This is a genomic window from Brevibacillus sp. AF8 (assembly GCF_021270385.1).
Lineage (GTDB): Bacteria > Bacillota > Bacilli > Brevibacillales > Brevibacillaceae > Brevibacillus.
Genome location: NZ_JAGQDN010000002.1, coordinates 142886 through 155212, shown reverse-complemented (window position 1 = coordinate 155212; position 12327 = coordinate 142886). Strand labels below are relative to the sequence as shown.

General features: G+C 48.8%; 16 protein-coding genes. 9 read left to right on the top strand and 7 right to left on the bottom strand.

The annotated features are described in order from the left end of the window. Positions 1–70 precede the first annotated feature (70 nt). The 3 genes from KB186_RS03810 to rnz are packed head-to-tail and all read right to left on the bottom strand — an operon-like array spanning position 71 to position 1978. Positions 71–727 (bottom strand): YczE/YyaS/YitT family protein, encoded by a 657-nt coding sequence (locus KB186_RS03810; protein ID WP_173609683.1) that lies wholly within the window; start codon positions 725–727, stop codon positions 71–73. Between the two features lie 26 nt (positions 728–753). Further along, positions 754–978: a hypothetical protein gene (locus KB186_RS03805; RefSeq protein WP_088907054.1), complete on the bottom strand. Its 225-nt coding sequence runs from the start codon at positions 976–978 to the stop codon at positions 754–756. A gap of 43 nt (positions 979–1021) precedes the next feature. Beyond that, complete coding sequence (gene rnz / locus KB186_RS03800) at positions 1022–1978, bottom strand: ribonuclease Z (protein WP_173609684.1); 957 nt, start codon at positions 1976–1978, stop codon at positions 1022–1024. 126 nt (positions 1979–2104) lie between these two features. Here rnz and KB186_RS03795 point away from each other — a divergent pair, with 126 nt between their 5' ends. The 3 genes from KB186_RS03795 to KB186_RS03785 are packed head-to-tail and all read left to right on the top strand — an operon-like array spanning position 2105 to position 4694. Then, positions 2105–3097 carry an ABC transporter substrate-binding protein gene (locus KB186_RS03795; protein ID WP_173609685.1) on the top strand — a complete coding sequence of 331 codons (993 nt, stop codon included), beginning with the start codon at positions 2105–2107 and terminating at the stop codon, positions 3095–3097. A 6-nt stretch (positions 3098–3103) separates the two neighbouring features. Next, complete coding sequence (locus KB186_RS03790) at positions 3104–3907, top strand: ABC transporter ATP-binding protein (RefSeq protein ID WP_173609686.1); 804 nt, start codon at positions 3104–3106, stop codon at positions 3905–3907. Then, positions 3888–4694, top strand: coding sequence for an ABC transporter permease (locus KB186_RS03785; protein ID WP_232773136.1), 807 nt, complete (start codon positions 3888–3890; stop codon positions 4692–4694). The genes KB186_RS03790 and KB186_RS03785 overlap by 20 nt, the downstream gene beginning before the upstream one ends. A gap of 80 nt (positions 4695–4774) precedes the next feature. On the opposite strand, the gene KB186_RS03780 is transcribed toward KB186_RS03785, so the two are convergent. The 3 genes from KB186_RS03780 to KB186_RS03770 all read right to left on the bottom strand — a co-directional run bounded on the left by KB186_RS03780 (position 4775) and on the right by KB186_RS03770 (position 6615). After that, positions 4775–5161, bottom strand: coding sequence for a VOC family protein (locus tag KB186_RS03780; RefSeq protein ID WP_221867182.1), 387 nt, complete (start codon positions 5159–5161; stop codon positions 4775–4777). Positions 5162–5226: 65 nt separating this feature from the next. Then, a complete protein-coding gene (locus KB186_RS03775; protein WP_221867183.1) occupies positions 5227–6186 on the bottom strand; it encodes a tetratricopeptide repeat protein in 960 nt (319 codons plus the stop codon). A 54-nt stretch (positions 6187–6240) separates the two neighbouring features. Continuing rightward, positions 6241–6615 carry a hypothetical protein gene (locus KB186_RS03770; protein ID WP_012685928.1) on the bottom strand — a complete coding sequence of 125 codons (375 nt, stop codon included), beginning with the start codon at positions 6613–6615 and terminating at the stop codon, positions 6241–6243. A gap of 167 nt (positions 6616–6782) precedes the next feature. Between KB186_RS03770 and KB186_RS03765 the strand changes: the two genes are divergently transcribed. Together KB186_RS03765 and KB186_RS03760 are read left to right on the top strand one after the other, a co-directional pair. Continuing rightward, positions 6783–7226 (top strand): DUF2621 domain-containing protein, encoded by a 444-nt coding sequence (locus tag KB186_RS03765; RefSeq protein WP_007724494.1) that lies wholly within the window; start codon positions 6783–6785, stop codon positions 7224–7226. 64 nt (positions 7227–7290) lie between these two features. Further along, positions 7291–7533 (top strand): hypothetical protein, encoded by a 243-nt coding sequence (locus tag KB186_RS03760; RefSeq protein WP_232773135.1) that lies wholly within the window; start codon positions 7291–7293, stop codon positions 7531–7533. Between the two features lie 73 nt (positions 7534–7606). On the opposite strand, the gene KB186_RS03755 is transcribed toward KB186_RS03760, so the two are convergent. Then, a complete protein-coding gene (locus tag KB186_RS03755) occupies positions 7607–8206 on the bottom strand; it encodes a DUF502 domain-containing protein (protein WP_232773134.1) in 600 nt (199 codons plus the stop codon). Between the two features lie 98 nt (positions 8207–8304). On the opposite strand from KB186_RS03755, the gene KB186_RS03750 reads away from it, so the two are divergent. The 4 genes from KB186_RS03750 (at position 8305) to KB186_RS03735 (ending at position 12321) form a co-directional block, all read left to right on the top strand. Beyond that, on the top strand, positions 8305–9132 hold the full coding sequence (locus KB186_RS03750) for a sulfurtransferase (RefSeq protein WP_173609842.1): 828 nt from the start codon (positions 8305–8307) through the stop codon (positions 9130–9132). 150 nt (positions 9133–9282) lie between these two features. Next, positions 9283–10473, top strand: coding sequence for a helix-turn-helix domain-containing protein (locus KB186_RS03745; RefSeq protein ID WP_232773133.1), 1191 nt, complete (start codon positions 9283–9285; stop codon positions 10471–10473). Between the two features lie 46 nt (positions 10474–10519). Beyond that, a complete protein-coding gene (locus KB186_RS03740) occupies positions 10520–11521 on the top strand; it encodes an ABC transporter substrate-binding protein (RefSeq protein ID WP_221867187.1) in 1002 nt (333 codons plus the stop codon). After that, the gene (locus KB186_RS03735; protein ID WP_232773132.1) at positions 11518–12321 is read left to right on the top strand and encodes an alpha/beta hydrolase; all 804 of its coding nucleotides are present in this window, start codon (positions 11518–11520) and stop codon (positions 12319–12321) included. Before KB186_RS03740 ends, KB186_RS03735 begins: the two co-directional genes overlap by 4 nt. The last annotated feature ends 6 nt before the right edge of the window (positions 12322–12327 follow it).

The following is a 12327-nucleotide window of genomic DNA, read 5'->3' as shown; positions in this document are numbered from 1 at the left end:
ATTGGACCTTCGCCTATACAAGACCGTTTTTCCCGGATTTTTACACAGCTACTGGCAAATTGAATGGAGATTAGCTCGCTTGTCTTTCAACAGGCTCGGGCAGTTCATACTGTTTTTTCATAACTTGACGCCAAAACGGAATCGTCCGTTGAATCATTGGTCCCGTTAACAGCGCGATCAGAATCGTGCCGATTGACACAGGTCCACCCAAAGCTGCTCCTGCGAGCAGGACGGTTACTTCTATAATGAGGCGGACTCGCTGGATACTCCAGCCAAGACGCTCATTCATCGCCAGCATAAAGCTGTCACGCGGACCCGCACCAAGAGAAGGAGACAAATACATCCCGATTCCGACAGCCAGAACAACAACACCTGCGAGAAACATCAAGAACCTCGCCCAAATTGATTGCAGTTCAGGAATAAAATCCAACCATAAGATAAGATCGAGAAAAAAGCCAAAGCAAATCATATTTAAGAACATTCCAAAATTGGGCTTGATTTTTGCCACCAAATACGTGGCGAAAATGACAACGACTCCTACGATCTGAGACCATAGGCCAATCGTTAATCCAAATGTTTTTTGCAGGCCGATGTGAAAGGTTTCCCAGGGTGCTACGCCTAAGTTTGCCTTAATGGCCAGCACCGTACCGAATGCACCAACGAACAAGCCAAGCACAAACATCATGTAGCGAACCGCAATCGACCGGTTGGAACCTCTGCCAGACACGTCTACTCATCTCCTGACGATGTGTTTTACTTCCAGCCTGCGATGACTTCGTAAAAAAGTCCGTCCTTCCGGTAATACGCTTCGGATTTGGAGAAGTTTAGGTAGGTCTGTGCCTCTGCAAGCTGCTCGCCCGTCAAAATGACCTGGCGTTGCTTGTTCACTTCGTCTCGATATTCGACAACGAGGCTGACTTCTTCCGACTGACAATGTTGAATAAGTTCTTCTGGTGTAGCAAAGGTAATCCGCTTCATGCTCCCCCACCTCCTCCATCGTGATCATTCATTATAGCAAGGATTATTTCTTTCTCCCATCGTTTCTCTCTCGCTTGACAGAAATGCTGCCGAGATCGTCAGCCAATTGGGTCGCTGGGAAAATTTGCTGCGCCTCTGCCAACAAATCCTCCATCGAAAAATCCCCGTCTTCATCTTCATAACGTGGACTGAAGTGAGTCAGACACAGTTGTTTCACGCCAGCCTCTTTGGCAATTTGAGCCGCCTCTCGTGCTGTGGAATGCCCGCTTCTGGTCGCCAGCTCCTTGTCGTGATGGGCGTAGGTCGCTTCGTGGACGAGCAAATCCGCCCCTTTTGCCAGCTCGAGTACCGCGTGGCTCGGTTCCGTATCTCCACTGAAGACGATTTTGCGTCCTGGCTGCGGCTCTCCAACGAAGTCCTTCCCGTCCAGAACACGACCATCCTCGAGTGTGACCTGTTCTCCTCTCTTCAAGGCTCCAAACAGCGGCCCTGACGGCACCCCGGCCTGCTTTGCCAGTTCTACTTGAAATGCTCCTGTCTTCTCCTTTTCCACCACGGCATAAGCAAACGAAGGCACGCGATGCTTCGCCATCCGACAGCTCACCACGATCTCTTCGTCCTCGTAGATTACGCCCTCACTGACGATTTTTATTTCTAATGGATATTGCAAATGAACCGGACTTGCCTCCATGATCGCTCGAAAATATTTATCGAGCCCCGGTGGTCCGTACAGCTCTAACGGAGTTGGCTCGGTATTGCGCAATGACCGGCTCGCAAGCAGTCCGATCAGTCCGTACAGATGATCCCCATGCAGATGGGTGATAAAAATTTTGTCCAATTGACTGATTTTCATCGGTGCTCGCAGTAGCTGGTGCTGCGTCCCCTCTCCGCAGTCAAACAACCACCACTTTCCTGCCTGTAAAAATCGCAAGCCGATCCCACTCACATTTCTTCGCGTAGTGGGTGCACCTGATCCGGTGCCTAAAAATGTAACGATCACGCTATGTCCATCTCCTTTGTGGCCTTCCCTCATCATGTGCCTGTCTCTATCTCTAGGCATTCACCCTTTTTTGTCTGGGCGCATAGCCTACAACATACAAAGCCTAGCAAGGAGGGACTCCTTATCATGAAACGATTTTTGGCGCTGGGGCTGGCCGCTTTTCTCGTTATGACGGCCGTCTTGACTGGCTGCTCCAGCACTCCCGAAAAAATAAGAATTGGTGAAGTGACTCGTTCTTTGTTTTACGCCCCGCAATATGTCGCACTTGAAAAAGGATTTTTCAAGGAAGAAGGTCTGGAAGTGGAGCTCTCAACCATTCCCGGCGGAGATAAAGTGATGGCGGCTCTGTTATCTGGCGGCATCGAGGTCGCGCTCGTCGGCTCCGAGACCAGCATCTACGTCTCTCAGCAAGGAGCTGCCGATCCCGTTGTCAACTTCGCGCAGCTCACACAAACGGATGGTACCTTCCTCGTCTCCCGCACCAAAATGGATGACTTTACTTTCGACAAGCTAAAAGGCAGTGTCTTCTTGGGGCAACGTAAAGGCGGCATGCCGCAAATGGTCGGGGAGTATGTACTCAAAAAGCACAACATCAATCCGCAAGGCGACCTGGAACTCATTCAGAATATCGAATTCAAAAACATTGCCTCTTCCTTCGCATCTGGTACAGGAGCGTATGTACAGTTGTTCGAACCGGAAGCCTCCCGCTTTGAACAGGAAGGAATCGGCCATGTCGTCGCCTCTTTTGGCAAAGAGAGCGGAACCGTTCCTTACACTGTCTTCATGACAAAACAAAGCTATATCGACAGCAACGCAGCAGCTATCCAAAAGTTTACCAATGCGGTCTACAAAGGGCAACAGTGGGTTGCCAGCCACAGTGCAAAAGAAACGGCTGATGTAATAGGCAAGTACTTCGAGCAAATCGATCCAAAGATTCTGGAAACCGCTGTACAGCGTTACCTGGAGCAAGGCTCCTATGCGACAGATCCCATTCTGGACGAAAAAGAATGGAACCAGCTACAAGATATTATGGATTCCGCTGGTGAATTAAAGCAACGCGCTGATTACAACAAGCTGGTAAACACCACTTTTGCTATCCAATCCAAAGAAGGGAAATAGGCCGTCATGAAGCAGATTTCTTCTACGCCGGCAAAAATAGAACTCGGCCACGTGACCCATCTTTATTTATCCACGACCAGGGCGTTCATGGCGGTCCAAGACATTAACCTGCGCGTGGAGGAAGGCGAATTCATTTGTCTGGTTGGTCCCAGCGGTTGTGGAAAGACGACGCTGCTCTCCCTGATCGCAGGGCTGGAGAAGCCGACAGCAGGCAAGGTGTGGATCGACGGAAGAGAAGTCCAAGGAACGTCTAGGCAAGTTGGCTACATGCTGCAGCAAGATTATTTGTTCAACTGGCGCTCCATCGAAGACAACGTGTTTCTCGGACTCGATATCCAAGGCATCCGAACCAAAGAAACAGAGGAGTACGCGCTGCATCTGCTGGATGAAATGGAGCTGTCTGATGTGCGCAAATCCTCTCCCCTGCAGCTGTCAGGCGGCATGCGGCAACGGGTTGCCCTCGTCCGAACACTCGCCTGTCAACCGGATGTGCTGTTACTTGACGAACCATTTTCGGCATTGGACTATCAGACCAAACTCAAGCTAGAAGACTTGATTTTTTCAACACTGCGTCGGCATAAAAAAACGGCAGTCCTTGTAACACATGATCTCTCCGAATCGATCGCGATGGGCGATCGCGTTTATATCTTTTCACGCAACCCGGGACGTATCAACAGCGAGATTGTCGTACCCAGCCCGATTCGGGATGCTCTGCCCTTCGACGCCAGAAATCATGAAGGATTCCAAGACTTGTTCCATCGCGTGTGGAAAGAGATGGAGGTAGTGTCTGATGCAGCCAAAGGAAATTGAATCCGTCCATCGCCGCTACTTGCAGCTAGAAAAGCGTATGAGCTTTTCCGTTTTTTCCACACAACTGTTCCTCTTTCTCGTTTTTCTCGGCTTATGGGAGCTGTTGGCTCGAACCAATACCATAAATGCGTTCATCTTCAGCTATCCCTCCAAGATTTGGGCTCAATTTTGGTTGCAGCTGCAAGATGGCAGTCTTCTCCCGCATGTTGGCTTGACTGTATGGGAAACGATTATCGGCTTTCTCTTAGGAACGATTCTGGGAACCGTCATGGCAACGATCATATGGTGGTCCCCTTTTCTCTCCCGCGTACTAGAGCCTTACCTGGTTATTGCCAACAGTATGCCAAAGGTAGCCCTCGGTCCGGTTTTTATCGTCGGCTTTGGTCCAGGTTTGCTCTCCGTCATAGCTATGGGGTGCGCGATCTCGGTCATCATCACCACGATCAACGTCTACACCAGCTTCAAGGAAGTCAATCAAAACTACGTCAAAGTCGTGCAAACACTCGGAGGGAGCAAACGGCAAATCTTCACGCTCGTCATTTTGCCGGCTACCATTCCAACCCTTCTCGCAACGCTGAAGGTAAATGTCGGACTTTCGTGGGTAGGCGTCATCGTCGGAGAGTTTCTCGTATCCCAGCAAGGCTTGGGGTATTTGATCATATACGGCTTCCAAGTGTTTAATTTCACCCTGGTCATGATGAGCTTAGCCATTATCGCGGTCATCGCTACCCTGATGTATCAAGGCGTAGCCTATATAGAGCGGCGGCTCACCAGCCAGTTCAAATAGATGGCTTCTAAAAAACGGTGCCAACCATCTACCGGGGATGATTGCACCGTTTTTTCATGGACTAATATGTTCCGGGGAGATCAGGGTGCCACGATTTCGACCTTTATTCTATCTGGGTCCTCGAAAAACAAAGCATAATGCCCCTCTCCTCCAGCATGGGGATGCCGATCCTGATAAAGTAAGGAGATGCCGCGACGAGCAGCTTCCTCCCGCAGCTTTTCCACATGTTCCCGATCCCGTGCGTAAAATGCCAGATGATTCAAACCGACACGACAACGGTGATACGAAATGTCGAGGAATCGCTCTTCTGTCTGGACGAATACCAGATAGGTGCCATTCTGTTTCCAGCTTACCCCACTGGCCCATTCCTGATACCGCGTATAACCCAGCTCACCCTCCAGCAACCAACCCCAAAAATCTTTTGAGCGCGCCAGATTGGAGACATTCACTTCCACATGATGCAGCATCGCACAATCCCCCTTCTTACAGAAAAACGCCCGACAGTGAAATGCCGGGCGCTCTAGCTATCGATTTACTTCCAAAACTTCCACTTGCTCTTCTTCGTCGTCGGATCATCCATTTGGCTCTCAACGACTTTCTGTTGGGCGGCTGCTTCCACTTCGAGCGCTCCAGGTACTCGATTCAGGAAGTGATCGACCATTGGCTTGTAGTTATCTGGCAAATGCTCTTGCATGTTACGCAGGATGCCGATTGCTTTTTCCATTTGATCAGTCGCCAACAGAGCATTGGCATAGTTGAAGCCCGCATACGGATACGGGAAATGTGGCGTCCAGAACTTTTCACAAATCTGAATCAATTGATAGACATAACCCGCTTGTCCCAATTCACCAGTCACAGTCATGACGACCTCAAAGCGATCCTTCGCTCCTTCAATCGCTACCGTGTACCATTTCATCGCATTCAGGAGGTCCTCCTCCGTCAAAGCAAGACGAGCCAGTTGAAGCTGTGGTCTCCAAGCTCCTTCTTTACTTGCCAGCGCCTCCAGCTGTCCTTTTAACTCATCCTTTTTCCCTCTTTGCAAGAAGCTCTCGACAAACATGTTCAAGCCATTTTCTTGATTCGGGTCTTTGTGCAAACCTGTATGTAGAGTCTCGAACGCTTTTGGCTCATCTCCTTCAAACGCGAAGATTTTTGCCAAATTGGTGCAAGCCGTACCCGATGACGGGAATCGTTCCAAACAATCTGTCAGGATTTTTTTAGCGCTTTCAAACTCTCTCGCCTGCATATGAACGACTGCACGGAAAATGAGAGCAGACTCAATTGGCCCGTATAATTCGAGAAGCCTGTCGGCAGCGACAGCGGCTTGCTCGTGAAATTGACCCTTCACCAACTCCATCGCAAAATCGCGAAGCTTATCTTTTTCATCCCAGTACTTATCCAGATTTTGCGGAATTATTTTTTTCTGGTAATCCTCTCGGGACATATCGATGGTTTGACCAAGCTCATTGGTAAACGTCACAAATTCAGACATGAAACAGCCTCGCTTTCATTTCCTCACAAAAGTTTCAAATGCTTGTATCACCAATTAGATCCATGCTTTGATATTTACTTTACGGATAAATTCCTCCATTGATTCCTTCGCCGGTTCGTCATTTGCCTCTTCTGCATCTTCCATGCCCATCAGTTGTCGAAACAGTGCTTCGTTCCTTGTCGCCAATGCAAAGTCAAGTAAAGCCTCATGCGAGATGCGGTTTGCTTCTTCCTCCAGCAATTGCTCCTCCAAGGCGATATCCTCTTCTACAACGGCGATATGCTTATCAATTTTCGGAATGCGTAAAACCCAGGAAAATGCGCTGTCCGGATTGCGGTCACGAGCAATCAGGTAACCGTATTCACCCAAAGGCAAACCCTGCTCGAAGGAGTCGGCAACAATGACGACGCGTTGTCCAAGCTTGAACATGAGCGTCAACTCCCAATAAAGATTAATTCTAATCATACTAAATTGTATGTGTTCTTGGGAAGAGCAAACCCCTTAGGATAGGTAAACGCACAAAAAGTTTGTTGCCCGAACCAAAATAAGGTACAATTTTACTAATGAATGGATATTGGTAATGAGGTGTACAAGGTATGGGTGAAATGTCTACAGGGTTTTCCCTGTTTATCGTTGGCTGGACCATTGTTCTCGTAAGTCTGATGGCGATTGGCGGGTACTTCATGTTCCGCAAATTTCTCAAGTCCATGCCCAAGCAAGACGGAAAATCTGACTTGGATTGGCAAGACCATTACATTGATCAGACACGTTCGCTCTGGACAGATGAGGGTTTGACCTTGCTCAATGAACTGGTTGATCCTGTACCACAGTTGTTTCGTGATGTTGCGAGACGTTCCATCGCAGCGAAAATCGGCCAGATTGCATTAGAAGAGAAAGCAACCACCATTACAACAGATTTGATTGTAAAGGGATACATCGTAGCAACCCCCAAGCGTGACCATAAATGGCTCATTGCCCACCTGCAATCCAAAGAAATCGACTACACGCCCTATGAGAAATATTTGAATGCCGAGGGATAATTGAAACTTCCTGTGGAGTCATCCGTAAAAAAGGTAAGACCTTTTAGGCGAGGAGACGATGTGGATGTCAGTCCTACTCACGATTTTGGGGATCGGTTCCGTTATTTTGATCGTTGCGGTTGTCATTGTGGCGGTCCTCTTTAAGAAAGGCGCCCGGTTCTTATGGAAAATGACCGGACGTGGCTATCACAAGTACAGCAGCAGTGATTACCGATATCGGCCCTCGTGGAAGATGGGGCATCGAACATACGGTCATCGCCACTATCGTCGCAAATATTCCAGCCATAGTGGATTTTTTAGCAGCTAACGTTACTGAAATGAAAGACACTCAAACTCGCTTGAGTGTCTTTTTTGTGTGGAACAGTCGAAATTAGATAGATTTACGCATCGCTGCTTTTTTTGTTACCGTTTTGCTGCCCTCCGGACACCCCACCCGATACCAGGAATGCCATGACTTCTGAGCTTTCCGTATCAAGCAGCTGTATCTGATCACTCGGAAACAACAGGAGATTTCCCGCAAAATTGTACGACTGCGGCAGATAGACTGCTACGTGGTCGCTGAGACCGAAAGAATCGAGGCTTTCCTTTGTAATAAACCCAATGGCCTTCGCATTTCCATCCTTGGATAGCGTCACGAGCACCGGCTTGTCAAAGCTCTTCTTCTCCCCTACAAACGCTCCGATCAAATCCTTGATGGACGTATAAATGAGTTTGATAAATGGTACTTTCTCGAAGACAGTGGATACCAGCGAAAGCACTCCACGTGTCAGTACATTCGATGCGAGGAAGCCTACAATCGTGATGCCAAGTATAGTCAAGAGGACACCAAGTCCTGGAATTTGGAGATTAAACCACCTATGGACCAGCAGATAGAACCAGTTATCCACGGTCGTGAAAATCCAGTACAAAATATAAATTGTCACTGCCAAAGGAATGACAAACAATAACCCCTCTAAAAAATAGCGAATGAAACGCTTCATCTCTCTTCTCCTCTCTACTAACCACTTTTCCGTAATTATTGTACCTGATTGGATTGCCATCTGCTATGATGAAGAAAAAAGAGAAAGTAGGGAGATTCATGCAAGCACTTGTCACACCTCAATGGCTCAAGGATCATCTGAACGATGAAAATTTGGTGGTCGTCGATTGTCGTTTTGCTTTAAGTGCTTCTGAAGCAGGTGCAGAGGAATACACGAAGGACCATATCCCGCAAGCCCTCTACTTTCATCTGAACCGTGACCTTTCTGGCACCAAAAGCGAGCATGGTGGACGTCATCCCCTACCAGATACGGATCTGCTGGCTGCCCATTTTTCAAATGCGGGAATCGATGCCAACACGACTGTCATCGCCTACGATGATCAGGAAATGGCGATGGCAGGACGGCTATGGTGGCTGCTGCGATACCTTGGTCACGATCAGGTAGCTGTCCTCGACGGCGGATACGCTGCTTGGAAAAAGGCTGGCTATGAGGTAACAGCAGAAGTACCTACTGTACAAGCTCGTCAGTTCGTCCCCCATGTACGTCACGATATGCTGGTTGACATGGAAGGTGTCAAAAAACGCAGTGAACATACTGTATTGCTCGATTCTCGTGCACCAGAACGCTACCGCGGCGAGAACGAACCGATCGACGCAAAAGCAGGTCACATACCCGGGGCGCACAATTTCTTTTATAAGGACAACCTGGCTGCGGATCAGACAATGCTTCCAGCAGACGAGCTGCAAAAGCGTCTCGCTCCTTACGCTGATAAAGAATTGATCGTCTATTGCGGCTCAGGCGTGACGGCTTGCTCCAATTTGCTCGCTTTCCATGCTGCAGGTCGAACCGATGTGAAATTGTATTTGGGCAGTTGGAGTGATTGGAGCTCGTATCCAGATAATCCGGTAGCGACCGGCGAAGAGTAATCCATAATTGAACTGGCGGCGATCGCTTCCCTACCTACAGTAGGAGCGGTCGTCTTATTTTTTCTTCCTCTATCATTTTCGTCACCATTCATAGATAATAATTATCATTATCACAAGCATCTGCACGTGCCTGAAAAGGTGGATGGATTCATGAAGCATAACGAAGAATACGAGCCTAGTCGCAAAATGTCACTCAACGAGGTTCGCGTCTATATGATCTGTAACTTCGATCGTCCATTAAACGTAACTACGTTGGCAGCGATGGCGAACTTAAGTCCGAGCTATTTTGGCGATTCGTTCAAGAAAGCTTACGGACAAAGTGTCATGGATTATGTAACGAGTCTGCGTATCAATCACGCCAAGCGATTGTTACGCGAGACGGATATGAAGCTGCGCGATATTGCGAAAGCAATCGGGTACAGCGATGAGTTTTACTTTAGCCGGAAGTTCAAAAAGGAAGTGGGTGTATCCCCCTCCGCGTATGAAAGAGCTACCACGCGCAAAGTTGCCGTCTACTCCCCTTCCCTGCTGGGACATCTAGTAGTACTGGGGATTATACCAGTCGCTGCTCCTTTGGATGCGAAGTGGACCCCCTATTACTATCAGCAGTATCAGCAACAGATCGCGGTTCATCTAAAAGCGGTCGAAACAACGTGGAACGATGACGATCAGGAAGTCATGCTTCTAGGTGCCAAGCCGGATGTTGTCATTAGCCACATAGAGCTTGCCGGTACTACCAGACAACGTTTGTCCGCACACGGCATTGACGTAATGACCCTCCAATCTTCTGGCTGGAAGGAGCAATTACGTGAGGTTGCCAGTTACACGGGCAAAGAAGCAGCTTGTGACGCCTGGATCGCTTCTTATGAGGCGAAGGTTGCTGCCGTTCGAGCAGACCTGCAATCCGTGCTCAAACAAGATAAATTTGCGATCATTCGACTTTATCGGGATGGCATCCATCTTTACAACAACAAGGGAATGAAGGAGCTTCTATGCGACGATTTGCAGCTTTCTCTTGTGGAAGAGGAAATGGAACCTTGCAATCGGCCAATCACACTCGAGCAGCTTGCGAGCATTGACCCGGAGCGAATCCTGTTGTTCGTTTGTCTGGATGAGTCGACACGTCTAAGCTGGCTGACTCTCCAGCACCATTCGATTTGGAGAGGACTTCGCGCTGTTCAAAATGGGTATCTCTACCCCTTGCCTTCTAATCCGTGGTACGAGTATTCACCGGTCGCCATGAACCGTATGCTGGATGAGATGCTGCTGATGGTAACGGGGAAAAGTCCAAATGCGATTCAAGGTGTTGTCCATGGAGCCCCTTTCTTGGGTGAATTATAATGTTCCCGAGTGAGAAACATTATCAACGAGAGGGGACTCCACTTGTATGACAAAGAAAACAAGTCTTGCGCTGATGCTGACCACGACGATGCTCGTTGCTGGACTGGCAGCAGGCTGTGGGAACAACGTAAGCAGTGAGGCAGTGACGCAGAAGGTCGATTCGTCTGCGACTGGGAATTTCGCAGGATCGGCAAAAAGCTCTTCTGACCAGCCTACCTACCCGCGGGTTCTAAAAGATGAAATGGGTAACGAGGTGACATTGCCTGCCGCACCTGCCAAAATATTCGCTCCCAATCTGGAAGATACTTTGGTCGCACTGGGCGTTGCTCCGGTCGTGCAGTGGTCTTCTGGCTCAAGACCAAAAATGTATTTGCAAGATCAGCTAAAAGATGTGCCGTCCATTGCCTTCACAGGTGGATTGCCTCCAGAGCCGGAAGCGGTTATGGCCCATGAGCCAGATCTCATCCTCTTGCACAATGCCAACCATATCGAAAGCGGCGTGTACGATAAATATAAGATGATTGCGCCGACATATGTGTTCAAGCAAGCAAATGCTGATCTTGAATCTTCCGTACGCGTGGTTGGCAATTTGTTGGGCAAGTCGGCGGAAGCTGAAAAAGCTTTACAGACATATAAGGAGCATGTCGAGGCAGCCAAAAAGGAGCTGGCCCCTCATATCCAAGGCAAAAAAGCAGCGATCATTCGCTTCAATGGCAGAGGGATGTTTTTCATCAAGTACGATTTCTTCAGTGGATATGTCCTTACCAATGAGCTAGGCTTTTTGCCAAGCCAGGTTGTATCCGGCGGTGACATCAATTTATCACTGGAGAGCTTACCTGATTTGGATGCGGACTATATTTTCCTCATCAATGATGCTGGTACGGGAGATGCCTTCGAGAAAGAATTAACAGAGAGTCCTGTTTGGAAAAGCATGGAGGCTGTGAGGAATGGTCGTACGTTTAAAGTAGAGGGAGATCACTGGTTAAGTGGCGGCCTGATCGCACATAGGAAAGTCATTGACGATGTGAAAGGATTGATTGCAAAATGAAAATCATAGAGAAAAACGACTACTCCCCTCGTAATTGTGTAGAGTGGACACTGCAATCAAGCCAAGGTCATGACTATCGGATTATGATTGCGATTCCGGAAGCTGAGGCCCCTCCCGAAGGATATGCGGTTATTTATGCCGTAGATGGCGATGCGATGTTCGGAACGATTGCCGAGACAGTGAAGTTGCAAACCCGCAAGCCCAAGGGCTTCAACCCAGCCATTGTTGTAGGAATCGGCTATCCCTCCCGTCTGCCATTTGACATGGACCGCCGTTGTTACGATTTGACCATGCCTGTGGACGCAGCTACACTTCCTGACCGACCGAATGGGCAACCTTGGCCAGAGCATGGTGGAGTTGATTTGTTTCTCGATTTCCTTGAACAGCAGCTGATGCCAGCTGTTTCTTCCGAATGGCAGGTAAATCCGAGCAAACAGGCGATTTTCGGCCACTCGTTGGGCGGTCATTTCACACTGTATACGATGTTCTCGCGTCCGAAGCTTTTCTCACACGTCGTATCAGGCAGCCCTTCCGTCTGGTGGGGCAACGACGAGGTATTAAGAGAGCAAGAGCGCTTCATCGCCCATTGGAAAGGCGATCATGAACTAAAGCTGCTTGTCATTGTTGGCGGCGATGAGCTCTCCTTCATGGTCGAGGGTGCACAACGGGTCGTCGAGCGCATGGAATCACTCGCTACCAAAGGTGTTCAAGTAAGCTTCATCAAATTCGAAGATGAGGGCCACGTAAGCGTGCTCCCTTCCGCTATTAATAGGCTTGTGCGGTTTGTGCTTACGGATTAGCCCTCT

Coding starts and splice junctions, on each gene's coding strand:
- KB186_RS03780 (WP_221867182.1), bottom strand. CDS start 5,161: ATGCTGCATCATGTGGAAGTGAATGTCTCCAATCTGGCGCGCTCAAAA.
- KB186_RS03745 (WP_232773133.1), top strand. CDS start 9,283: ATGAAGCATAACGAAGAATACGAGCCTAGTCGCAAAATGTCACTCAAC.
- KB186_RS03775 (WP_221867183.1), bottom strand. CDS start 6,186: ATGTCTGAATTTGTGACGTTTACCAATGAGCTTGGTCAAACCATCGAT.
- KB186_RS03755 (WP_232773134.1), bottom strand. CDS start 8,206: ATGAAGCGTTTCATTCGCTATTTTTTAGAGGGGTTATTGTTTGTCATT.
- KB186_RS03735 (WP_232773132.1), top strand. CDS start 11,518: ATGAAAATCATAGAGAAAAACGACTACTCCCCTCGTAATTGTGTAGAG.
- KB186_RS03805 (WP_088907054.1), bottom strand. CDS start 978: ATGAAGCGGATTACCTTTGCTACACCAGAAGAACTTATTCAACATTGT.
- KB186_RS03740 (WP_221867187.1), top strand. CDS start 10,520: ATGACAAAGAAAACAAGTCTTGCGCTGATGCTGACCACGACGATGCTC.
- KB186_RS03770 (WP_012685928.1), bottom strand. CDS start 6,615: ATGTTCAAGCTTGGACAACGCGTCGTCATTGTTGCCGACTCCTTCGAG.
- KB186_RS03785 (WP_232773136.1), top strand. CDS start 3,888: ATGCAGCCAAAGGAAATTGAATCCGTCCATCGCCGCTACTTGCAGCTA.
- KB186_RS03765 (WP_007724494.1), top strand. CDS start 6,783: ATGGGTGAAATGTCTACAGGGTTTTCCCTGTTTATCGTTGGCTGGACC.
- KB186_RS03790 (WP_173609686.1), top strand. CDS start 3,104: ATGAAGCAGATTTCTTCTACGCCGGCAAAAATAGAACTCGGCCACGTG.
- KB186_RS03750 (WP_173609842.1), top strand. CDS start 8,305: ATGCAAGCACTTGTCACACCTCAATGGCTCAAGGATCATCTGAACGAT.
- KB186_RS03795 (WP_173609685.1), top strand. CDS start 2,105: ATGAAACGATTTTTGGCGCTGGGGCTGGCCGCTTTTCTCGTTATGACG.
- KB186_RS03760 (WP_232773135.1), top strand. CDS start 7,291: ATGTCAGTCCTACTCACGATTTTGGGGATCGGTTCCGTTATTTTGATC.